The sequence below is a fragment of the Arcanobacterium ihumii genome (assembly GCF_900604515.1).
Taxonomy (GTDB): domain Bacteria; phylum Actinomycetota; class Actinomycetes; order Actinomycetales; family Actinomycetaceae; genus Arcanobacterium_A; species Arcanobacterium_A ihumii.
The window spans coordinates 345,102-367,343 of record NZ_UWOS01000001.1; the positions used below are offsets into that span (position 1 = coordinate 345,102).

At 50.0% G+C, this 22,242-nt stretch carries 19 protein-coding genes; 12 read left to right on the plus strand and 7 right to left on the minus strand.

What is annotated here, in order from left to right:
* Window positions 1-16: 16 nt before the first annotated feature.
* Complete coding sequence (gene glmS, locus EIH22_RS01510; protein WP_124054060.1) at window positions 17-1,876, minus strand: glutamine--fructose-6-phosphate transaminase (isomerizing); 1,860 nt, start codon at window positions 1,874-1,876, stop codon at window positions 17-19.
* 129 nt (window positions 1,877-2,005) lie between these two features.
* Here glmS and coaA point away from each other — a divergent pair, with 129 nt between their 5' ends.
* Entirely contained in the window at window positions 2,006-2,959 is a 954-nt protein-coding gene (gene coaA / locus EIH22_RS01515) for a type I pantothenate kinase (RefSeq protein WP_124054061.1), read from the plus strand.
* Window positions 2,960-3,013: 54 nt separating this feature from the next.
* On the opposite strand, the gene glmM is transcribed toward coaA, so the two are convergent.
* The 5 genes from glmM to EIH22_RS01540 all read right to left on the minus strand — a co-directional run bounded on the left by glmM (window position 3,014) and on the right by EIH22_RS01540 (window position 7,845).
* On the minus strand, window positions 3,014-4,348 hold the full coding sequence (glmM, locus tag EIH22_RS01520; protein WP_124054062.1) for a phosphoglucosamine mutase: 1,335 nt from the start codon (window positions 4,346-4,348) through the stop codon (window positions 3,014-3,016).
* A 9-nt stretch (window positions 4,349-4,357) separates the two neighbouring features.
* A complete protein-coding gene (locus tag EIH22_RS01525) occupies window positions 4,358-5,380 on the minus strand; it encodes an L-lactate dehydrogenase (RefSeq protein ID WP_235001725.1) in 1,023 nt (340 codons plus the stop codon).
* 296 nt (window positions 5,381-5,676) lie between these two features.
* The gene (gene rpsI, locus EIH22_RS01530; RefSeq protein ID WP_124054063.1) at window positions 5,677-6,165 is read right to left on the minus strand and encodes a 30S ribosomal protein S9; all 489 of its coding nucleotides are present in this window, start codon (window positions 6,163-6,165) and stop codon (window positions 5,677-5,679) included.
* A 34-nt stretch (window positions 6,166-6,199) separates the two neighbouring features.
* Window positions 6,200-6,643: a 50S ribosomal protein L13 gene (gene rplM, locus EIH22_RS01535; protein ID WP_124054064.1), complete on the minus strand. Its 444-nt coding sequence runs from the start codon at window positions 6,641-6,643 to the stop codon at window positions 6,200-6,202.
* A gap of 278 nt (window positions 6,644-6,921) precedes the next feature.
* Window positions 6,922-7,845: a tRNA pseudouridine synthase A gene (locus EIH22_RS01540; RefSeq protein ID WP_124054065.1), complete on the minus strand. Its 924-nt coding sequence runs from the start codon at window positions 7,843-7,845 to the stop codon at window positions 6,922-6,924.
* Here EIH22_RS01540 and EIH22_RS01545 point away from each other — a divergent pair.
* From EIH22_RS01545 to EIH22_RS01585, 9 genes are all read left to right on the plus strand, one after another.
* Window positions 7,844-8,770, plus strand: a complete 927-nt coding sequence (locus EIH22_RS01545) for an ROK family protein (RefSeq protein ID WP_235001726.1) — start codon at window positions 7,844-7,846, stop codon at window positions 8,768-8,770. The two genes, EIH22_RS01540 and EIH22_RS01545, sit on opposite strands and share 2 nt — an antisense overlap.
* Window positions 8,771-8,862: 92 nt before the next feature.
* Window positions 8,863-9,744: a phosphoribosylaminoimidazolesuccinocarboxamide synthase gene (locus EIH22_RS01550; RefSeq protein WP_124054680.1), complete on the plus strand. Its 882-nt coding sequence runs from the start codon at window positions 8,863-8,865 to the stop codon at window positions 9,742-9,744.
* 116 nt (window positions 9,745-9,860) lie between these two features.
* Complete coding sequence (gene purE / locus EIH22_RS01555) at window positions 9,861-10,349, plus strand: 5-(carboxyamino)imidazole ribonucleotide mutase (protein ID WP_124054066.1); 489 nt, start codon at window positions 9,861-9,863, stop codon at window positions 10,347-10,349.
* 83 nt (window positions 10,350-10,432) lie between these two features.
* A complete protein-coding gene (locus tag EIH22_RS01560) occupies window positions 10,433-14,245 on the plus strand; it encodes a phosphoribosylformylglycinamidine synthase (RefSeq protein WP_124054067.1) in 3,813 nt (1,270 codons plus the stop codon).
* 85 nt (window positions 14,246-14,330) lie between these two features.
* Window positions 14,331-15,389 carry a phosphoribosylformylglycinamidine cyclo-ligase gene (purM, locus tag EIH22_RS01565; RefSeq protein WP_124054068.1) on the plus strand — a complete coding sequence of 353 codons (1,059 nt, stop codon included), beginning with the start codon at window positions 14,331-14,333 and terminating at the stop codon, window positions 15,387-15,389.
* A complete protein-coding gene (purN, locus tag EIH22_RS01570; protein WP_124054069.1) occupies window positions 15,386-16,045 on the plus strand; it encodes a phosphoribosylglycinamide formyltransferase in 660 nt (219 codons plus the stop codon). The genes purM and purN overlap by 4 nt, the downstream gene beginning before the upstream one ends.
* The gene (purD, locus tag EIH22_RS01575) at window positions 16,045-17,301 is read left to right on the plus strand and encodes a phosphoribosylamine--glycine ligase (RefSeq protein ID WP_124054070.1); all 1,257 of its coding nucleotides are present in this window, start codon (window positions 16,045-16,047) and stop codon (window positions 17,299-17,301) included. Before purN ends, purD begins: the two co-directional genes overlap by 1 nt.
* 175 nt (window positions 17,302-17,476) lie before the next feature.
* Entirely contained in the window at window positions 17,477-18,055 is a 579-nt protein-coding gene (locus EIH22_RS01580) for a TetR/AcrR family transcriptional regulator (RefSeq protein WP_124054071.1), read from the plus strand.
* 64 nt (window positions 18,056-18,119) lie between these two features.
* Entirely contained in the window at window positions 18,120-19,115 is a 996-nt protein-coding gene (locus EIH22_RS01585) for a DUF5692 family protein (RefSeq protein WP_124054072.1), read from the plus strand.
* A 4-nt stretch (window positions 19,116-19,119) separates the two neighbouring features.
* Here the strand turns inward: EIH22_RS01585 and EIH22_RS01590 are convergent, their stop codons facing one another.
* Window positions 19,120-19,296, minus strand: a complete 177-nt coding sequence (locus EIH22_RS01590; protein ID WP_235001727.1) for a hypothetical protein — start codon at window positions 19,294-19,296, stop codon at window positions 19,120-19,122.
* Between the two features lie 418 nt (window positions 19,297-19,714).
* Between EIH22_RS01590 and EIH22_RS01595 the strand changes: the two genes are divergently transcribed.
* Together EIH22_RS01595 and EIH22_RS01600 are read left to right on the plus strand one after the other, a co-directional pair.
* Complete coding sequence (locus EIH22_RS01595) at window positions 19,715-21,139, plus strand: purine-cytosine permease family protein (RefSeq protein WP_124054074.1); 1,425 nt, start codon at window positions 19,715-19,717, stop codon at window positions 21,137-21,139.
* Complete coding sequence (locus EIH22_RS01600) at window positions 21,139-21,969, plus strand: purine-nucleoside phosphorylase (protein ID WP_124054075.1); 831 nt, start codon at window positions 21,139-21,141, stop codon at window positions 21,967-21,969. Before EIH22_RS01595 ends, EIH22_RS01600 begins: the two co-directional genes overlap by 1 nt.
* The last annotated feature ends 273 nt before the right edge of the window (window positions 21,970-22,242 follow it).

Here is a 22,242-nt window from a genome sequence, read left to right on the forward strand (position 1 = left end):
CGCTAGATTGCTAGGCTTACTCGACCGTCACAGCTTTGGCTAGGTTTCGAGGCTTATCAACGTCATACCCCTTCTGCCGCGCTAACTCGCAGGCAAAAATCTGAAGCGGGATAATCGTCACCAGTGGCATCATGAGCGTTGGGGTCGAATGTGGAACTCTAATAATGAGCTCTGCCAAGTCGTTCACTGCGGTGTCGCCTTCTTCAGCTACGACGACGACGCGCGCACCTCGTGTCTTAACTTCTTCAAGGTTAGAAATCACCTTTGAATGAAGGAGAGGACGACGCGGAGTTGGAACGATAACGAAGATTGGAAGACCTTCCTCAACCAACGCAATGGGACCATGTTTGAGTTCTCCGGCAGCAAATCCTTCAGCGTGAATATATGCAAGTTCTTTGAGCTTCAACGCACCTTCTAAGGCAATCGGGAAACCAACATGGCGTCCCAAGAAAAGCACAGATTCGACGTCACTCATCTTGCGAGCAAGCTCCTTGACCGCGTCTTCCTGTTCCAAAACAGAAGCCATCCGCTCAGGCATCTGCGCAAGTTCATCAAGATATGTTGCCACTTCATCGGGATACTTATTTCCGCGAAGCTGCGCTAGGTACAAACCTAAAAGGTAGGCCGCAGCGATCTGGGCAGAGAAAGCCTTCGTCGAGGCAACCGCAACTTCAGGGCCAGCGTGCGTGTAAAGGACGGCATCGGCTTCACGGGCGATAGTAGAACCAAAGACATTAACAATAGCCAAAACACGAGCACCCTGCTCACGAGCGTGACGTACGGCCATCAGGGTATCCATTGTCTCACCTGATTGAGAGATCGCAACAACCAATGTCTTTGAATTAACAACTGGATCGCGGTAACGGAATTCATGGGCGAGCTCAACTTCAACCGGAATACGGCACCAGTGCTCAATAGCGTAACGAGCAACATGTCCAGCATAGGCTGCAGATCCACAGGCAATAACGATGATCTTATCAATTGCACGAAGCTCAGCCTCATCAATTCGCAGTTCATCGAGGTGGAGTTCACCGTTCTTAGAGCGACGTCCGAGCAAGGTGTCTACTACTGCACGAGGCTGTTCGTGAATTTCCTTTTCCATGTAGGTATCAAAGCCGTCGGTCATTGCGGCGTTGACGTCCCAATCAACTTCGTAGGTCTTTGGTTCAACCGCGTTACCATCAAAATCACTAACTGTAACTGAATTAGCGGTGACTACGACCATTTGATCCTGGTCAATCGCCATAGCCAACTTTGTGTAGCCCACGAAAGCGGCGACGTCGGACCCCAAGAAGTTTTCACCCTCACCAATTCCTACCACGAGTGGTGAATTACGGCGAGCAGCGACCATACGGTCTGGGTCTCGGTGTGCAATCGCAACTAGTGCAAAAGATCCTTCGAGGCGTTTAACAACATTACGCATGGCTTGTTCAAGGTCACCGATTCGAGCGAACTCCTTGCCAAGGAGGTGCACAACGATTTCCGAATCGGTTTCAGATGAAAAGCTAGCGCCCTGGGCGAGGAGTTCTTCACGTAGCTCTTGATGATTCTCAACAATGCCGTTATGAACAATAGCTACTTCACTATCCGGAGACAGATGTGGATGAGAATTCAAGTCTGAGGGTGAACCATGAGTCGCCCATCGGGTATGTCCAATTGCCGATTTGCCTTCTGGGATGGGCTCAGCTTCAAGCAGGGCGTTTAAGTTTTCTACACGACCGGCTTTCTTTCGAACCTCAATACCAGATTCTGCGTTAATGGCAATTCCAGCCGAGTCATATCCGCGGTATTCAAGTCGAGTTAGACCTTCAATAACTACTTGTAATGGTCGCAAGGGCCCACCCAAGGAACCAATATATCCTACAATTCCACACATGTATTTAAGCCTAACCTAAAGTTAAGATGAGGGAGAAGTGCATTCACGTTCGACTTATCTAACAAGACATAGCTCATAAAACACGCGATCAATAGCGCTTCTATTCGGATTACTGCAAAACTAATAATCATGAGTTCTTTCTTTTCGGATTCCCATTCCCCCTACGTTCGGATCCCGAGTGAGGAATGGAGAAAACTGGCCAAGACTACTGAGCTACCGTTAACTGATGCGGATATCCATCATCTCGCCAGTCTTGGCGATCCGGTCGATTTGGCGGAAGTTGACGCAATTTATCGTCCTCTTTCTGCGTTGATGCAAATGTACGGACGAAAAACGATGCAACTCTTGGCAGACGAAAATGCTTTTTTAAATAGAGCCGATACTAAAACCCCATGGATTATTGGCATCGCGGGTTCGGTTGCGGTTGGTAAATCAACTGCAGCACGTCTCCTTCAAGAACTTATGAAACGCTGGCCACAGACGCCTAACGTTGATCTCATTACAACGGACGGCTACCTCCTCCCCAACCATGAACTTGAAAAGCAACAGCTTATGGAGAGAAAAGGCTTCCCAGAATCCTATGATCGCCACGGATTGATTAATTTCCTTTCGGCGATTAAAGCTGGGGAAAGAAATCTTCGCGTTCCCATGTATGACCATGTTACTTACGATGTAGTTCCAGATCGTTTTATCACGGTTGATCAGCCAGATATTCTCATCGTCGAAGGACTTAATGTGCTCCAGCCACCGCGTTTATCCACCACTGATGGAGAATTTAGAGCGGTGTCCGATTACTTCGACTTCTCGATCTATTTAGATGCCAGTGAAGAAAGCCTTGAGCAATGGTACATCGAACGATTCCGCAAACTACGGGCAACTGCATTTACTGATGAACGCTCGTTCTTCAAAAATTATTCACATTTGTCCGACGAGGCAGCAGAATCGATGGCTCGCGAAATTTGGCACGCAATTAACCTACCGAATCTCAGGGAAAATATCGCTCCTACCAGAACGCGAGCTACGGTCGTCTTACACAAGGGGGCAGACCATGTCATTGATGAAATTTCCCTGCGCAAGCTCTAGAAATCTGGCGCTGGTTTAATGACCAGCGCCAGACAACAAATTGAGCAACTTAGCCTAGAGGCTGAGCTTTTCTTTAACTACTTCAGCAAGATGTTGCGCTGCACGATCGGCGTCCTCTTGGGTGGCTGCCTCAACCATGACTCGAATCAGTGGTTCAGTACCCGAAGCACGAAGCAAGACTCGTCCAGTTTCACCGAGTTGAGCTTCGACTTCTGCAACTTCGGCCGCAACCTTGTCCACGCCGGTTTTATCCACATTTGGAACATTGATAAGAGTTTGCGGAAGTCGCCTAATAAACGAAACAAGTTCCTCGAGGGGCTTACCGCTCTTCGCGATTTCACTTGCTACGAGGACCGCGGTAAGAGTTCCATCGCCGGTAGTGGCGTTATCGAGATTGATAATGTGCCCCGACTGTTCGCCGCCTAGGTTGTAGCCCTTGGCAAGCATTTCTTCAAGAACATAGCGATCTCCAACCTTCGTGGAAACCGTCTTAACGCCCTTTTCCTTCATCGCCAAATGTAGACCAAGGTTAGACATAACCGTAAGTACCAGGGTATTGCGCTTGAGTCTACCATCTTCTTTCATTGCGACCGCGAGCATGCCCATGATTTGATCGCCGTCCACAAGCTCCCCCTTGTGATTGACAGCGAGGCAGCGATCGGCGTCTCCATCAAAAGCGAAGCCAAAATCAGCCTTCGTGGCAACAGTCAGTGCTTGGAGCTGTTCAGGATGCGTTGAGCCGCAGTTATCATTGATGTTCTTCCCGTCCGGAGCAGCGTTGATTACGACGACGTCCGCACCCAGTTTCTGGAAAACACGCGGAGCAACGTCTGAAGCTGCGCCATTTGCACAATCTAGCGCGATGCGAAGCCCATGGAGGTCTCCACCAATCTTAATGAGGTGATCCATGTAAAAACGGTCCGAAACCTCCGCACTTTCACTGATAGTACCTACACCCGCTGCGATTGGGCGATCCCACTCTTGACCAAGGACAGCTTCGATTTCGTCTTCGATTGCATCATCGAGTTTGAAACCGTTGGAGTTGATGAACTTGATACCATTATCTTGCATCGGATTGTGCGATGCGGAGATCATGACACCTAGGTCGTAATCTTCTTCTGCGGTAAGGTAAGCGACACCCGGCGTCGGGATTTCACGAACGTGTTCGACGTCAACACCAGCACTAGCAAGACCCGCTGCGATAGCGTGGGAGAGCATTCCAGAGGACTGGCGGGTATCTCGGCCAATAATTGCACGTGGGCGATGTTTGAGACCTTTCTTGTTGACAAGGACTCGTGCTGCCGCTTCGCCCAACTGGAGAGCGAATCTTGCAGTGATTTCTTTGTTAGCTAATCCACGTACACCATCGGTGCCGAATAACCGAGACATATTTTTCCTTTACTCAACTTTTCCTTCTGGAATTTTAACACCCAGATCCTCTTCAAGCTTCGCAAACGAGGTTTCGATGGTGTCCTTCAAAAGCTTCGCCGATGCACGCATCGCTTCGTGCTCGGTCATTTCAAGTGGAATCCCCACAACCTGTGTGATTCCGTCCGCCCCAACGATTGCTGGCGTGCCGATATAGAGATCGTCAAAACCATATTCGCCATTCATGTAGCCAGAAACAGCAAGAATTGAATTTTCGTCCGAAAGAATTGCTCGAGTGATACGAGCAAGTGCTGCTCCGATACCGTAGTAGGTTGCACCTTTTGCCTCAATGATGCGGTAGGCAGCTTGCTGGACATTTTGGAAAGCTTCCTTAAGCGCCCGCGATGAGGTTTCTGGATTTCGCATAATCCATTCACTTAAAGCCATTCCGCCCACATTTGCGTGGGACCATACGGGAAATTCCGAATCGCCGTGTTCACCCATAATGTAGGCATGAACATTACGTGCATCAACGTCGAGTAGTTCGGCGAGCTCTTGGCGCAAGCGGGCTGAGTCAAGAGCAGTACCCGAGCCAAGTACGCGACTTGATGGAAGGCCGGAGAATCGCCAGGTGGCGTAAGTAAGAACATCAACAGGATTGGTTGCAACTAAGAAGATTCCGTCAAAGCCCGAAGCCATGACTTGGCCGATCATGTCATGGAAGATTCGAAGGTTCTTGTCTACCAGATCAAGGCGAGTTTCTCCTGGTTTCTGGGCAGCACCCGCCGCGATCACTACCAAACCGGCGTCGGCGCAATCCTCGTAGGTAGCTGCATAAATCTTCTTCGGAGAAGTAAAGGAAAGGGCATCTGCAAGATCCATTGCATCACCTTTTGCCTTCTCCATATTCATATCAATAATGCCCAGTTCGCGGCCGACTCCGAGCAGTGTAAGGGCATAGGCATAGCTAGAACCAACCGCACCGTCGCCAATAAGAATAATCTTTGAATGCTTAGTTGTGATATGAGCGTTTTTCGCCTTCTTTGTTGCCACAATTCTCCGATCGTTGTGCTTGTTCTATGAAAATTCTACCTTTCCAGCACGTTGATTCCACCTATTCTTTGCATTTTCTACATCCTTTTGTAGGCGGAATCACCCAGAGGCTTCATGATTTGGGGAGATTTTCGCTTCATCTGTACATATATCCAGATGTTGCGAAAATCTCCCCACGAATCTACACAAGCCATGCTAAGGCAACCTGAAATGTTTTATAGACATACAAAAGTGGCTCGTCCACAGGACGAGCCACCAAAGTTTGTAGCCGAATTATCAGCCTTGCTGAATAAAAATCAGCGCTTCGAGAACTGTGAAGCCTTACGTGCCTTCTTGAGGCCGGCCTTCTTACGTTCTACAGCACGAGCATCGCGAGTGAGGAAGCCAGCCTTCTTTAAAGCTGGGCGGTTAGCCTCACGATCGATCTCGTTAAGCGCACGGGAAATACCCATACGCAATGCGCCAGCCTGACCGGAAGGTCCGCCACCGTTGATGCGAGCAACAACGTCAAAGCGTCCTTCAATGTCAAGGAGCACAAATGGGGAACGTACCAGCTGCTGGTGCAACTTATTCGGGAAGTAATCTTCGAGGGTACGTCCGTTGATCTTCCATTCGCCGGTTCCGGGAATGAGGCGGACACGAGCAATGGCTTCCTTACGGCGACCAAGGCCCTGGCCCGGTGCGGTCAAGGATGCACCCTGACCGGTCTGCGGAGCTTCGCTCTCGCTGGTGTACGAGCTCAGAGTCTCCTCGAGCTCTTCAGTTTCGACGGTGGTCTCAGCCACGGTTCTCCTTAAAATCTGTCCGGTTCATTCCGGATTACTGTGCGACCTGCTTGAGCTCGTAGACTTCCGGCTGCTGTGCAGCGTGTGGATGCTCCGCACCACGATAGATCTTGAGCTTGGAAAGCTGCTGACGTCCCAAAGTGTTCTTTGGAAGCATGCCAGCAACCGCCTTCTGCACAGCCCGCTCTGGGTTAACTGCAAGAAGTTCGGTGTAAGACGTTGCCTTCAAACCACCTGGGAAACCAGAGTGGCGGTAAGCAAACTTCTGCTCGCGCTTCGAACCGGTCAATGCGACCTTTTCAGCGTTGATGATGATGACGAAATCGCCAGTATCCGCATGCGGAGCGAAATTCGGCTTATGCTTCCCACGGAGCAGGGTGGCAACTTGAGCTGCCAAACGGCCAAGAACGACGTCGGTAGCATCGATGATGTACCACTTCTTCTCTACGTCGCCGGGCTTCGGTGAATACGTGCGCACTTGCGTAGCCTTCGTTTCTTTTGTAGTGGACCTTGTCTTAAGAATGTGCGATGTTATGGCTTTTAATCGAGCACATTCCAAACTAGTCCAATGGTCAAGATATTATTCATCGCTGTGCTATGAACGCAACGAGTGGGATAGCGTCAACGTACAAACTGCACAACATTAGTAAACTTTAATGGCAGTAGTCGAAGCAGTCAAAGGGCAACCTCGAGCTGTGAGCCGATTCATTCAGAAAATGTTTACGAAATCAACGCAGAATTTCAGCGCAACCGAAATTAACAGTCGCATTCCAAACAAGTATCGGACTCGCCACCATCGTTACCACCATCGATTCCTCGATATCTTCGAGCTGCTTGCGCCTGCTTGCCGTAATCCTCAGGCTCAGGATAGCCAACTTTTTCTAGGGTCAAGGGGTGGGGTGCAGCAACAATTACACCACTATTCCTGCTTGCTTCTTCAAGGCGACGAGCTGGAAAGTCTTCACCTTGAGCACCCCTTCCAACTTCAATGAGCGTTCCCATCAGTGTTCGCACTTGGGAATGACAAAACGCATCAGCACGAGCAAAACCGCATAAGATACCGTCGTCACTACGTTGGAATCCTAATTCTAGAAGCGTGCGAATGGTAGATGCACCCTTCCTAGGTTTGCAGTACGAAAGAAAATCATGTTCACCGAGCAGGGGTTGTGCCGCACGATTCATCGCTTCAACATCCAATGGATAGTCGAGCCACAAGACGTCGGTGCGCCGTGGGTTCCAACGCTCAACACCGTCGGCAATGCGGTAAGTATAGGAACGCCAGAGCGCCGAAAAACGCGCGTCGAACTCTGGACTCACTTCACAAACCGAAGAGACGACGACGTCCGAATATCCACGTACACCACCAGTGCCGTGGGACAACACGGCATTAAGGCGACGGCGCATCGCCTCGCCTGGCTTGAGCGTGGACCTACCGGGAAGTTGCATCCATACTGACGCCAGTACGTCACAGTGCGCTACTTGACCAGCGGCATGAACACCTGCGTCAGTCCTTCCAGCCACCGTCAGCTCCACCGGAATACGGAGGATTTTCGCAAGCGCAGCTTCGAGTTCGCCCTGCACAGTTCGCAGTCCTTGTTGCTTTGCCCAACCGTGGAATTGAGCACCGTCATAGCTAAGATCAAGCCTAAGGCGCACATTTTGCGATATTGTCTCCCTCATGGAAAAAGCTTCGCACAGTAACGCAGATGGATCAAAGATGCCGACTTCCACGAGCACCATTCGCTCTGAGGCCTCTCTATCTTCAGACTCTGCTACCGGCACAAATATCAGTAACACAGGTGCTGATGTTCATACGCTGTGCGTTGATTGCGGTGGCGGCGGAATCAAATCCGCTGTGGTTAATAGCAACGGTGACGCGGCTACCACAACAGTCCGCTCCGGCGTCGTCTATCCGTTCACTCCATCGGATCTGATTGAAACCGTACGCAACCACATTTCTGCACTTAACAATCCGGATTTTCAACGAATTACCGTCGGTCTGCCAGGCGTGATCCGTAATGGAAACGTCGTTTTTACGCCGCATTACATTCGCGATAACGGCCCGCACACCCAAGCCCTTCCCGCCTTGGCTTCCCAGTGGAATGGTCTTGATGCCGAAGAACTTTTTGTAGGTTCGTTCGGCGTTCCCACCTTGGCATTTAATGATGCCGAAGTCGCTGCTTGCTCAGTAATTCAAGGCGTAGGTTCGGAACTCGTATTGACGCTTGGTACTGGCCTAGGATGCGCATTTTTTGTGGACGGTCGCCTCATTCCACATATTGAAATGTCTCACGCCCCTTTTAAAGATGGACAAACATTCGATCAAGTTCTAGGTGAGCATCGTCGACTGTTTCTGGATGACGCCGAATGGTCACGTTTGGTTTTCGATGCGGTACGTGCTTTGTGGCCCGTTTTCCGGTGGGATCATCTATTCATCGGAGGTGGAAACGCTGCTCGAATTACGCCCGAAGTTCGAGATGCCCTCAATCAATCGCGCGACGCGATCGAAGGAATCAAGCCTAATACGGTAAAGTTTATCGATAATTTCGCTGGTCTCTCGGGCGGAAATGCCGCGTGGGAGCTCTTAACCCAAGCAGATTCGTAATTTCGTCTCACCATACGTTCAAAATAAGTCCGCGATTTAATACAATCAAGAAATGCGGGTATTGACTCACTAGGGTTACTTATGTGACCTTAATGAAACACAGCCCAGTGTCCGAAGTTCCCCTTCTTTCTCAAGGTAAGGTTCGAGACCTCTATGATCTCGGAGATAACTTACTGATCGTCGTTACGGATCGTGTTTCCGCATTCGACGTCGTTTTTGACGAAGCTATTCCAGATAAAGGCTGCATCCTTAATAGCATTTCCGCGTTTTGGTTTAAGAAGTTGGAACATATCATCCCCAATCACATGATCTCGGTTGATCCAACAGAGTATCCAGAGCCATTTTCCGATTATGCGGAAGAATTGGCTCGTCGCTCCATGCTCGTTCGTAAGCTAGATATGGTCAACGCCGAATGTATCGTGCGTGGCTACCTTGAAGGTTCTGCATTGAAGTCGTACCAAAAAGACGGCACCATCAATGGCATACAAATGCCCGCTGGCCTTAAGCAGGGCGACGCTCTGCCCGAACCAATCTTCACGCCGTCCACTAAAGAAGAAAATGGCCACGATATTAATATCTCCGTTGCTGAACTTCGCAACGTCGTGGGCACTGAAACCGCCGAGGCGCTTGAGTCTGCATCGCTACAGCTCTTCACCGAAGCCTCGGACTATGCCCGCGAGCGCGGAATCCTCTTGGCTGACACCAAGTTTGAGTTCGGTTATCTAGACGGCGTTCTGACACTTGGAGATGAAGCCTTTACTCCAGATTCATCTCGATTCTGGGCCGCTGAGAGCTGGGAGCCAGGTCACGCACAGGCGAGCTTCGATAAGCAGTTCCTTCGTGAATGGCTCGAGACTCTAGATTGGGATAAAACCCCACCGGCTCCAGCACTTCCTCAGGACGTCGTTAGCAACACTGCTACACGTTACCGCGATGCGTTCGAACGCCTAACCGGCACTGCGTGGAACTCTTAATTTTTTGACCGCCTGCACTCACCTTGTAGGCGGTCAAACACTTAGTAACAAAAACAGTTCCGCAATCTACCAAAACAACGCTTACTACCTATTCACTTGCGAAGCTAGGAGAAAATATGACTGCCAAAGTGGCAATTATTATGGGATCACGTTCTGATCTGGAAGCTATGGACGAAGCACGCACTGTGCTAAGGCAGTTTGGTATCGAATACGAAACCCGCGCACTTTCAGCACACCGCACTCCAGCAGCTGTTGAGGAATTTATTTCCGGTTTAGCAGATCGTGGCTTCGCAGCCGTTATCGCTGGTGCAGGAGGAGCAGCTCATCTAGCGGGGGTATGTGCTTCACATACCCACCTGCCCGTATTTGGTGTTCCAATGCGCACCACGTTAGCCGGTGGACTCGATTCCCTACTCTCCACTGTTCAAATGCCACGTGGCATTCCGGTGGCAACCACGGCCACCGGCGGAACCGGCGCATATAACGCAGCACTTCTTGCAGTTTCTGTGATCGCTCTGAACGACCCGGAAACCAACAAGGCATACATTGAGTTCCGTCAGAACCAAACCAAGAAGGTTATTGATCAGTCTGTTGTTTCGGACTGAAAGCCATTTAGAAAAATACTTAACGTAAAACTTGGCTGGTTGTTTGCGCGATAGCGCACCGTCACTGAAAGAAAATCTTGCCCATGGATAAGCGCTTATTGGTCCGCAGAAAGCCGAATTTTCGCGACGAGGAGTGCGCATTTACTCAAACGCTAAATACGTTAGCCGGAGTCAACGTGCGTAGCCTTGCCGTTTATAACGTATATGACGTCTTCAATGCCACCGAAGATGAGCTCGCTCTTCTCCAAGCATCGGTAGTGCGTGATGCGCGCGTAGACGACATCGTACCGAGCAATTCACTTCAGGATCTGTTGACTCAACCCCACCTTGGCGTCCAATTCCTACCTGGTCAGTACGATCAACGTGCCGATGCTGCCACTCAAGCACTCGGTCTGCTTTCGCCGAATTCAAAAGCACAGATTTTTTCCGCACGTCTTTACGTTTTCAATGATGACCTCACCAACGTTGAACTAAAAGCCATTGCACAGTTCCTTATCAACCCTGTTGAAGCAGGAAAAAAGGATTTCTCACAGCTATCATTACCGGCGGTGACCAGCGCTAAGCCGCTAGAACAGTTCCCTGATTTTCTTGAACTCACCTCAGAACAACTCGATAGTCTTCGTGCTCAGCGTTCGATGGCGATGTCCATTGACGATCTCCAGCTTATTCAAGACTACTTTCGGTCTGAAGGCAGAGCCCCCACTGAGGTTGAACTAGCAGCACTCGATACCTACTGGTCTGACCATTGCCGTCACACCACTTTCGAAACCGAGTTAGTAGATATCGAAAACTTCTCACTACGATTCCACGATACTTTCGAACACCTCCTTAATCGCTGGGACGAGATGCGTGCTCAGTGTGGTCGCGAAACAAAACCGCGCACCCTTATGGACTTAGGTACGATCGCTGCCCGCGATCTACGACGCCGCGGAGAACTTGAATCTCAAGAGGTTTCCGAAGAAATCAATGCGTGCTCAGTTTTCGTTGAAGCCGATACACGAGAAGGCAAGAAACCTTGGCTCTTAATGTTCAAAAACGAAACCCACAATCATCCAACAGAAATTGAACCATTCGGCGGAGCTAGCACCTGCTTAGGCGGCGCTATCCGTGATCCGCTATCTGGTCGTTCTTGGGCTTATCAAGCCCTTCGACTTTCCGGCGCAGGAGATGTAACAACTCCACGAGCCGAAACCATCAAAGGAAAACTTCCTCAGTGTGATATTTCCACGCGTGCCACTGCGGGCTATTCCTCCTATGGTAACCAAATCGGCCTAGCAACCACCTACGTTCGCGAATATGTTCACCCTGGTTATGTGGCCAAGCGTATGGAGTTAGGTGCCGTTGTGGCAGCTGCGCCCATTGAAAACGTACGTCGCGCCGAACCACGCCCAGGCGACGTCGTCGTAATTTTGGGCGGGCGTACCGGACGAGACGGAATCGGTGGCGCTACGGGTTCATCGAAAGCTCATGACGAAGAATCCCTTGAAAGTTTTGGTGCGGAGGTTCAGAAGGGAAACCCTGTAAACGAACGCAAAATCCAACGTTTATTCCGCCGCGCGGATATAGCTCAGATGATTCGCCGATGCAACGATTTCGGAGCCGGAGGCGTCGCAGTTGCGGTAGGCGAACTGGCCGACAGTCTAGATATTCACCTCGACCGTGTTCCGCTCAAATACGCCGGACTTAACCCGCTTGAAATCGCAATTTCCGAATCTCAAGAACGGATGGCGGTCGTGGTTGATCCGGCCGACGCCGATACCTTCATTCGCGCTACTGAGCAAGAAAACCTCGAGGCAGTAACGCTCGCGAAGGTCACCGACACCGGACGCTTACGGATGTTTTATCAAGATTCAGTTGTACTTGACCTCTCGCGCGAATTCCTCAATACAAATGGTGCCCACCGAACTCAAAAAGTTTTACTTGCCGATGTTACGTCCAGTGCAAATACTGGAACAGCACCTAAGGTGGCAGTACAAGGGAAAGAAGAAATCAACCGCGAAGCTGTTCTAACTACCTTGGCAAAGCTCGGTAGAGGATCACAGGAAGGCATGGTGGAACAATTCGATTCGAGCATTGGACGTTCAACCGTTCTTATGCCATACGGTGGTACAACACAGAAGTCCGAAGAAGACGTTTCAGTTCAAACACTTCCTGTGCCTGGAGGAACTTCAACCGCATCGCTGATGGCCGCCGGTTATTCGCCAGAACTTGCCGATGATTCACCATACCTTATGGGTGCTTATTCAGTAGTAGAAGCGCTGGCAAGGCTCGCAGCGGCTGGTGCAGATGTTACAAATGCCTGGTTGACCGTCCAAGAGTACTTCCAACGTCCTACCAGCGCAGAAATATGGGGTATTCCGCTTCAAGCCTTGCTCGGTCTTTTGGAAGCACAAGACGAATTCGGCGTCGGCGCAATCGGCGGAAAAGACTCAATGTCTGGTTCATATTCAGATGAACTCCATGTTCCCCCAACTCTTGTAACATTTGCGGTCAGTGTCAATGATTGCGACGACGTCGTAACCGCCACGCTTCCACGCGAAGAACTTGATCTCTATTTCTTAGCGCATCAGCCTCAAGAAAATGGCGCCCCAAATTACGCTCAGTTGCGCGCAAACTTCGCCGCGATGAGGGCTTGGAATACTCAAGGAATTGTTTCTTGCGCGCGGTCAATCACAAACGATGGATTTGTGACTGCTCTGGTGAAATCTGCTCTCGGAAACCGGGTAGGGATCGACGTCGACGCCAACGCCGCATCGGAGCTCGGTCCCAAACGCGCAATCGGTGGTATCTTCTTCGCCGTGCCTCGGGGCGGTGTTCCTGAATTCGACGGCGTACAACCAGTGTTGTTTGGATCGACGAATACTACGCGCGAAGCATTGGCTATCGGTTCGGACGTCGTGGATTACGATTCTGCGCTTGACTCGCTCGAAAGCGCCTATCGTCAGGTGTTCCCGATCAACAAAAACGATCGAGCTGAATTGCCTTCCTTCGCTCGCGAGCTGAGTGAATATGGTTGCAATGAAAGCAACGAAGATGCGGGTTTTGATAGAAAAACCACAACCCAACGTGGTGACCACCAAGTACACGTACTACTCCCGGTATTCCCTGGCACGAACTCAGAATACGATACCGCTGAGGCCTTCGAGGCAGCCGGAGCAACCACCGAGTTCCACGTCATCAGGAACATCACTCCTGAACTACTGTTGGAAGACACCCGTGCCTTCATCGAGAAGCTCAAAACGGCAGATATCTTGGCGCTTTCGGGAGGATTCTCCCTTGGAGATGAACCGGACGGTTCGGCAAAGTTCATCGCCAACTTCCTAACGAGCCCCGAGGTTTGTGAAGCTGTTAAAGAATTCGTAGCTCGCGATTGCCTAGTATTGGGAATCTGTAATGGTTTCCAGGCGTTGGTGAAGTCCGGATTCCTCCCCTACGGAGATCCGGCACAGCTTCACGACGGCTCACCCACGCTCACCCATAATGCTCAGCTTCGCCATGTGTCTCGCATCGCAACCACTCGCGTTGGTACTGTGAAATCTCCTTGGTTAGCTGATTTTAAGTGCGGAGACTTGCATCGCGTACCGGTTTCACACGGGGAAGGCCGCTTTACGGTAGACGAAGAAACCGCACGCGAGCTCTTTGAACGCAAGCAGGTTGCATTCCAGTATGTAGACGCATCAGGCACACCGACGGCGAGCGCACCTGCGAACCCGAATGGTTCAGCTTTTGCCATCGAGGGCATCATTTCTCCTGACGGGCGAATCCTAGGCAAGATGGGTCATCCAGAACGCTACCGTCCAGGATTGATGAAGAACATCCCAGATATCGCTGTTCAAGACATTTTCGGGAACGCGGTGCGTTACTGCGCCCGGCGTAAACGCCGTTCCAAACAGTAATTTAAATCCGAACCTTTCTACATGGTTACAGTCACCTAAACAAGCCAATATCCCGTCGTTTTCACTAACAACACCAGGAGAAACAGTGGTAGACAACAGCGAACACACCCCACAAGTTGCAGCGGCTTCAGCATACGCGGCCGCCGGCGTCGATCTTGAGCGCGGTTACGAAGTAGTACGCCGTATTCGTTCTGACGTTGCCGCCACCAAACAACCTGGTGTAATGGGAGGTATCGGAGGTTTCGGTGGCATGTTCGACCTCAGCTCTCGTGGTTACCGCGAACCCGTGTTGGTCTCTGGAACAGACGGTGTAGGCACCAAATTGTTCCTCGCTTTTCAAACTGGTATCCATCACACCATCGGAATTGATGCCGTAGCTATGTGTGTTAACGACGTCGTCGTCCAGGGTGCTCAGCCACTGTTTTTCCTCGACTACCTTGCCATTCCGAAAGCAGATCCGCAGATTGTTTCTCAGATAGTGCACGGTGTTTCCGTTGCCTGCCAAGAAACTGACTGTGCGTTAGTCGGTGGGGAAACAGCTGAAATGAACGATCTTTACGAGTCAGACACCTACGATATCGCAGGTTTTTGCGTAGCAGCAGTGGAAAAGTCGGAAATCATTACGGGTGAAAAGGTTAAGCCTGGTGATGTTTTGCTTGGGTTGGCTTCTTCAGGTCCACATTCAAACGGTTATTCACTATTACGCAAGATCTTCTTTGTAAATAATGACTTCACGGTAGATTCCCAGATCAAAGGTCTTGACCGATCACTTGGCGAAGAACTCCTTACGCCAACTAAGCTCTATGTTCGCCCCATCATGCAACTACTCAAAAAGGTACGACCACACGGAATGGCGAATATTACCGGTGGCGGTTTCTTCGAGAACATTCCACGAATGAATGGTGAACTCGGGTACGAAATCCAGCTTGGTTCGTGGCCGTCTTTGCCAATTTTTGACGTCGTCACCCGTTACGGCGAACTGTCCGAAACCGAGCTCTACAACGTCTTTAACATGGGGATCGGATTCGTCATCGCGCTCGATCCAGCTGACGTTAAAGCAGCTCAATCGGTACTTAGAGCATCAAATACCGAGTCTTATGTGATGGGTAAAGTGACCGAGTCAGGTGGGGTCTCACTAGTATGAACCCGGGTTCGAATGTGAACTGTATTGGTGATGATATTGCTAGGAAATTCGCCCTAGCGATTTTCGCGTCGGGAAAAGGTTCAAACTTCCGAGCCATCTGTCAAGCAGCACAAGTGGGAGATTTGGGACTTGCAAAGCCGACGGTACTTATCTGCGATCGAGACTGTGAAGCATTAAGGGTGGCAGATGAATATGGCGTTCCCAGCCTTGTCATTTCTCCAGGTAGTTTTGCTAACCATGACCAGTGGGAACATCAACTTATCAAAACATTGCGCAACTGCGATGTGAAACTTGTGGCACTCGCGGGTTTTATGAAAATTCTGGGTACCAACTTCCTTGACGCGTTCCCTCAACGCATTCTCAATATTCATCCCTCTGTACTGCCAGACTATCCGGGAGTTAACGCAATCAGGCGTGCATATGCGGACCAGGTTGACTCAGGGGTCACCGTTCATTGGGTCGATTCAGGAATTGACACCGGAGCCGTCATCGCTCAAGTCCGAGTTCCCTGGAAAGAAAACGAACCATGTGAAGCCTTCGAAAAACGAATCCACATGGCAGAGCACGTGCTTTATCCACGAGTCATCGCTGAAGTTTCAGAAGAAATCATGACCAACCATATTCAAGCTCTTACCACAACAACCAAGGATCAATAATGAAAGTAATGGTAGTTGGCGGCGGTGGCCGCGAAATGGCACTTGTTACCGCTATTGCAAAGTATCACAACGTTATCGTTGCCGGTGGCTCAGAAGCAATTGACCAGATTGCCGATGAAGTACTCTCCATTTCCAGGGAGTCTCCTTGGGAAAAGCTCGCAGATGAAGCTATCGCACATGGAGTTGTGCTCACTATCGTTGGTCCAGAAACGCCTCTGGCTTCAGGGATTGTGGACGTGTTCCGCGAGCGCGGTCTTGTGATTTTTGGACCTACTAAGGCTGCGGCGAGTATTGAAAGCTCAAAAGCGTTCGCAAAGCAGATCATGACTGAAGCCGGAGTGCCCACCGCTGCCTATCAAGTTTTTACAAAACGTGAGGACGCGCAAGCCTACCTTGAAACAGTTTCGTATCCGCAAGTTCTCAAAGAAAATGGACTACGCTCCGGCAAGGGTGTAACTATCTGCCCTGATCTCCAGGCAGCACGCATCGTGGTCGATTCCATTGTGATTGACCACGAAAACCCGTTACTCATTGAAGACTTCTTGGATGGGTTCGAGTACTCGTTGATCGTCATGGTGAACGGAGAGAATTTTGTGGCGTTGCCGGTAGCGCAAGATCACAAGCCCATTGGCGAGGGAAATACTGGCCCTAACACAGGCGGGATGGGGGCGGTTTCTCCTGTTCCACGAGTTACCCCCGAAATCTACAACGAGGCAATTGATCAGGTAATCAAGCCTACATTAGCTCAAATGGTTACCAGCGGCACTCCATTCACCGGTTTTCTTTATGCAGGGCTGATTCAGACTGCCAAGGGCGTTCGTGTTATCGAGTTCAATGCTCGCTTAGGAGATCCCGAATGCGAAGTGATTTTACCTAGGATTAAAAGCGACATCGCCTCAGTCGCACTTCACTTATTGAAGGGTGAGGCTGCTGAGGTAAGTATTGATGACTCCGTATGCCTGGGAGTTGTATTGAGCTCTCCCGGATACCCTGGAGTAATAACCTCATCACCAGCACTTCCTAAGGTGTTGATTGATCGCGTTGTGCAGAGTCCAAATGCTTCCATTATTCACATGGGAACTCATTTTGATTTCGACGCCGGAACCTGGGTTGCAGCCGGAGGGCGCGTCGCAATCGTTACTATGAAAGGTAACGATATCGATGAGTGCCGACGTGAGCTACTCCCACTTTTGGAAGAGGCACTCTCGGGTTCTGATTTGTACTGGCGAAAGGACATTGGAACCTTCGCTGGATAACTTCACGATAGGAACTTAGTCCCCCACCGCGGGGACTTTCCTTATATTTGCCAATGTTTTGTCAATTTCTCAGTTAATTCCTTGAGCGCTCGTGTGGCATTTCATTGACACTATGTCAACAAAATTCTTAGATTGTGATTGATTGAAGAGGCAATAGAAGAAAGACTCAAGGATCATGTCCAAACAAGTACGGCGGAGTGCTGCGAAGTCAGCGATTATTAGCGCCGCCCGCGCGGAGATCATGGAAAAAGGCTTCGAGAGAATGTCTATTTCTTCCATCGGTACCCGCACAGACACTTCACGCTCGCTTTTCTATCACTACTTTGGGAGCAAAGAAGAAGTAGCCACCGCCGTCTTAGACGACGTAATCGACGAGTTCTTAACGAAATTAAAGAACTGGAACGAATCACGCGAACCAGGAAATATTTCACGAGCACTCGATGACGCTACCGATTTGATGCGATCAACCATCGATAACGATGGACCATTCCATCAAAAACTCGTTTCTGGGCCAAACGCTTCTTTGTATATGGCATTCACAGACAGAACCTCGCGAAAAGTTGCTGACTACATCGCACAGACGACGGTAAAAGACTTTGCCCTGAAGCATGAGATCGAGATCCAGTTCGTCCCAGAGACCTTCTACATGATGATCACTGGACTGGTTGCTCTGATCCGATCAAATCCATCGATTTCAAACGAAACAATCAAACAAATAGCAGCACAAACTCTTCATCTTGAAAAATTTCTCTAAGCCGTTCTCATTGGCTTTCGGCATTCACTCATCCACTCATCCACACATTTAGAAAGGCATACCAATGTTATTCAACGTCTATGGTGACTCCGCAGGCTACCAGTGGCTTGGCTGGATCCTAGTATTCTGTGCGCTCATTGGTGCGAACGAAATTGCACGACGCTCCAAGGTTGGCGGTATCTTCTGCTTCTTGGTAGTTCCTGCAGTACTCTCAGTATATTTCATTGCGATCTATGTAGGTGCCGCATCTGGCGCTGAATGGGCACTCAACAACCCTACTTACGTTCATATGAACAGCTGGTTCCACTACGCAAAGCTATATGCAGCAACGGCAGGCTGCATCGGTTTCATGATGCTCAAGTACAAGTGGGGCTCAATCGGTAAATCCGAATGGTTCAAGGTTTTCCCATTCGTGATTGTTGCTATCAACATCCTTATCGCTGTAGTTTCTGATTTTGAATCAGCAATCCGCGCATGGAACACCACTTGGGTTTCGTCCGAAGGAGTTACCCTCTACGGTGGCTGGCACAACGTCTTTAACGGTCTTGCCGGAATCTTGAACATCTTTGTTATGACTGGCTGGTTCGGTATCTATGTAGGCAAGAAGAAGCAAGATATGATCTGGGCCGATATGACCTGGGTGTTTATCATTTCCTACGATCTTTGGAACTTCTGCTACACCTACAACTGCCTTCCAACCCATGCGTTCTACTGCGGATTTGCTTTGTTGCTGGCACCAACGGTTGCTAACGCAATCTGGAACAAGGGTGGATGGATCCAGAACCGCGCTAATACGCTAGCTATGTGGTGTATGTTTGCTCAAGTTGTACCAATATTCCAAGATTACTCGGTATTCTCGGTTGAATCCGTGAACAACCCAAATATCAACCTCACGGTTTCGATCATTGCATTCATCGCTAACGTTGCCGCAGTTGGCTACGTTATCTACCGTGCTCGCAAGCTCAAGGTCAACCCATACACCCACGAAGTATTCGTTGGTACCCGCGACTTCGAGCAGGCAATGGCACGCCGCGAGAGCGCTAAACACATCGCAGCCTAGTAAATTATGGGAAGGTGCGGATCGACGTTACAGACGACGGTCCGCACCTTTTCTTTGACGGAAACTCCCCTATTCGTTTTGCGCACGTCCATTCCACGTCTGGCTCGAACGGCATCGCACCAATACGTGAGCATACCTCGTAACCTGCGAAAGCGCCGTCTTCACCTTCTAAAATAGACAAGGTAACTGCGCTTCCATATTTGCTACTCGGATAGCTTGCGCGTTGAATACTTTTCGTATTCATGCAAGATGACGCACCAGGTCATTGAACTGGAATCGACGAATCGTTCAATCGCGCACTCAACGCCGTCGCGGTTGGGGAAAATATCTTGATAGTAGCCGATCCACAGATAAATGATGCTGCTCAGCTAGTCCCATTCTCAATTCTTTCTAAGTATTGATAAGTTCAGACTCAATCATGCGTAACAGTAACTATTGCACTATTTCAATGTAACAATACTTCCCGATCGACCATACGTTTTGCCGTGTATGAAGCGGCTGACATACACTATTCTTTCGATAGACCAGCTCCCGAATACCATATTCCAGATTAGTTAGCTTCCCTATCATTTTTAAATGACACAAGAAAAGGATGTCACATGGCAAACGTCGAAATGACGGGTATCGAAATCGTCAAAGATGCCGAACGAACTGCCCAACCACACAATTTGTTCCTCCCTTGGTTCGCTTCGAACATTTCTGTGTTCGGAATGAGCTACGGCGCCTGGATCTTAGGATTTGGCATTTCCTTTTGGCAGGCTGCAATCATCTCCATTGTTAGCGTAATTCTCTCCTTTGCGATCTGTGGTGTAATCGCGCTTGGTGGTAAACGCGGTTCGGTACCAACGATGGTGATGTCTCGCTCCGCGTTCGGCGTCCACGGAGCAAAAATCCCAGGAATCATCTCATGGCTAACGTCAATCGGCTGGGAAACCTCCCTAGCAATCACCGCCGTCTTAGCAACAAACACCGTGCTTGCTAGGCTCGGATGGGCAGGAGACAACTCCACCACCGTCAAGGTGCTTGCCGCAGCAATTGTTGCTGCTCTCATTGTTCTTGGCGCAGTTGCTGGCTATCACATCATCATGCGAATGCAGGCTTGGTTGACCTGGATCACCGGCATTACAACAATCATTTATGTTTTCCTTGTGATTCCTCATATTAATTGGTCAACCTTAATGTCCGCTCCAAGTGGATCAGTTCCAGCTATGATTGGCGCCGGCGTCATGGCTATGACAGGCATGGGACTAGGATGGGTAAATATCGCTGCTGATTGGGCACGTTATCAGAAGCGCGAAGCCAAAGGCTCCCACATCGTTTTCTGGAATACCCTTGGTGGTTCACTCGGACCGGTTGCACTAATCACCTTCGGTCTCATGCTAGCCGGCTCTAATTCGGATCTTTCGGAAGCAATCGGTTCTGACCCAGTCGGTGCACTAGCAACATTGCTCCCAACCTGGTTCCTCATCCCATTCCTTCTGACTGCAATTCTCTCCCTTCTCTCAGGTGCAATTAATGGTATTTACTCCTCTGGTTTGACGCTCCTCACCCTTGGAATCAAGGTTCCTCGTCCACTCGCATCTTTGATTGACGGCGTCATCCTCACAACTGGAACAATCTACGTAACCTTCTTCTCCCCTACGTTTATCGGACCGTTCCAATCCTTCCTCGTTACTCTTGGAGTTCCACTTGCTGCTTGGGCAGGAATTATGATGGCAGACATCGCTATGCGCAAGAAGAATTACGACGAACGAGCACTTTTCGATCCACAAGGACGCTACGGCGCATTCAATATCAGTGCCCTTATTGTACTTGCCGTGTGCTGTGTGATCGGCTGGGGATTCGTTGTCAACGGTTACTCAGATGCTTCCTTCAACGACTGGCAAGGTTATCTTCTTCCACTCATTGGCGGAAAAGAAGGTGCCTGGGGCGGCGGCAACATCGGCGTCATCCTTGCATTGATTCTGGGCTTCACCGGATACTACGCATTCTCCGCAAAGCGTGTTCGTAGCCAGGAAAGCTGATGAATCTAGAACGATACGCGCGACTTCAAGATTGCTACCAAGATCCCTTTATACTACGCAGCCTCCAGGCGGGCTCGGAGCTGATTGAAGAGCTGACGGGTGTTGAACAGCACGATGCATTCGTCGTTCTAGGCTCCGGACTCACAGACAGCATCTTGAATCTTGGTGAGGTACGTAAACGTATTCCGTTGGCGTGGCTCCCACTGGTACGGGAGCCAGCTGCCGAAGGTCACGGGCGCGAATTGCTCTCTATCGACCTTGACATTAACTCACATGTGCACCACATCCTCGTAAGTACAGGACGTATCCATCTCTATGAAGGCTACACCCCAGCGGAAATCAGCTACTTGGCACAGGTAGCTGCACTCACCGGCATCGACCGTGCATTCTTAACTAACGCCGGAGGTTGCCTACGCGACTGGAAGCTAGGTGAGGTTATGGCGATCTCCGACCACGTCAACATGAGTGGGTACTCCCCTTTCACGGGTCCTGCTTTTACTGATATTTGGGAACTGTGGGACCCAGAGTTGACGACGGCGATGAAGGCTGTAACTCAGCAGAATGGAACCTACGCGATACTTCGCGGTCCCGAGTTTCAAACTCAACGAGAATCAGAGATCATGCGGTCAAACGGGATCGATATGGTTGGTATGAGCACCGTACTTGAGGCGATTGCATTGCACCAACTTGGAGTGAGGCTAGCCGGGGTTTCCGTCGTGTCTGACCTATCATTCGACGCAACTCCGACTACTCATGAGGACGTCTTAGAGGCAGTTCAAGGGGCGCATTCGACCGTATTAAAGGCACTCAACACCATGCTCAGTTGCTGATATACGAACGTAACTAAAGGGACCTGAAAACGCAGTAACTTGAACCAAGGATAATGCACCAAGAGTGTGGCATCCTGACGGCTATGATCACTAAAGTAGCAGACGACGATGGCAACCGAGAAACCAACCACATTATTCGGGCACTGATACTTTGCAACTGATTGCATCCGATAAGTAAGTTAGGAGCGCTTTAGCGCAAGTATGCACAATATGCTGGTGGGCTGGGATTTTTCAATCCCAGCCCACCAATCTTTAAGCTATTAGCTAGTTAAA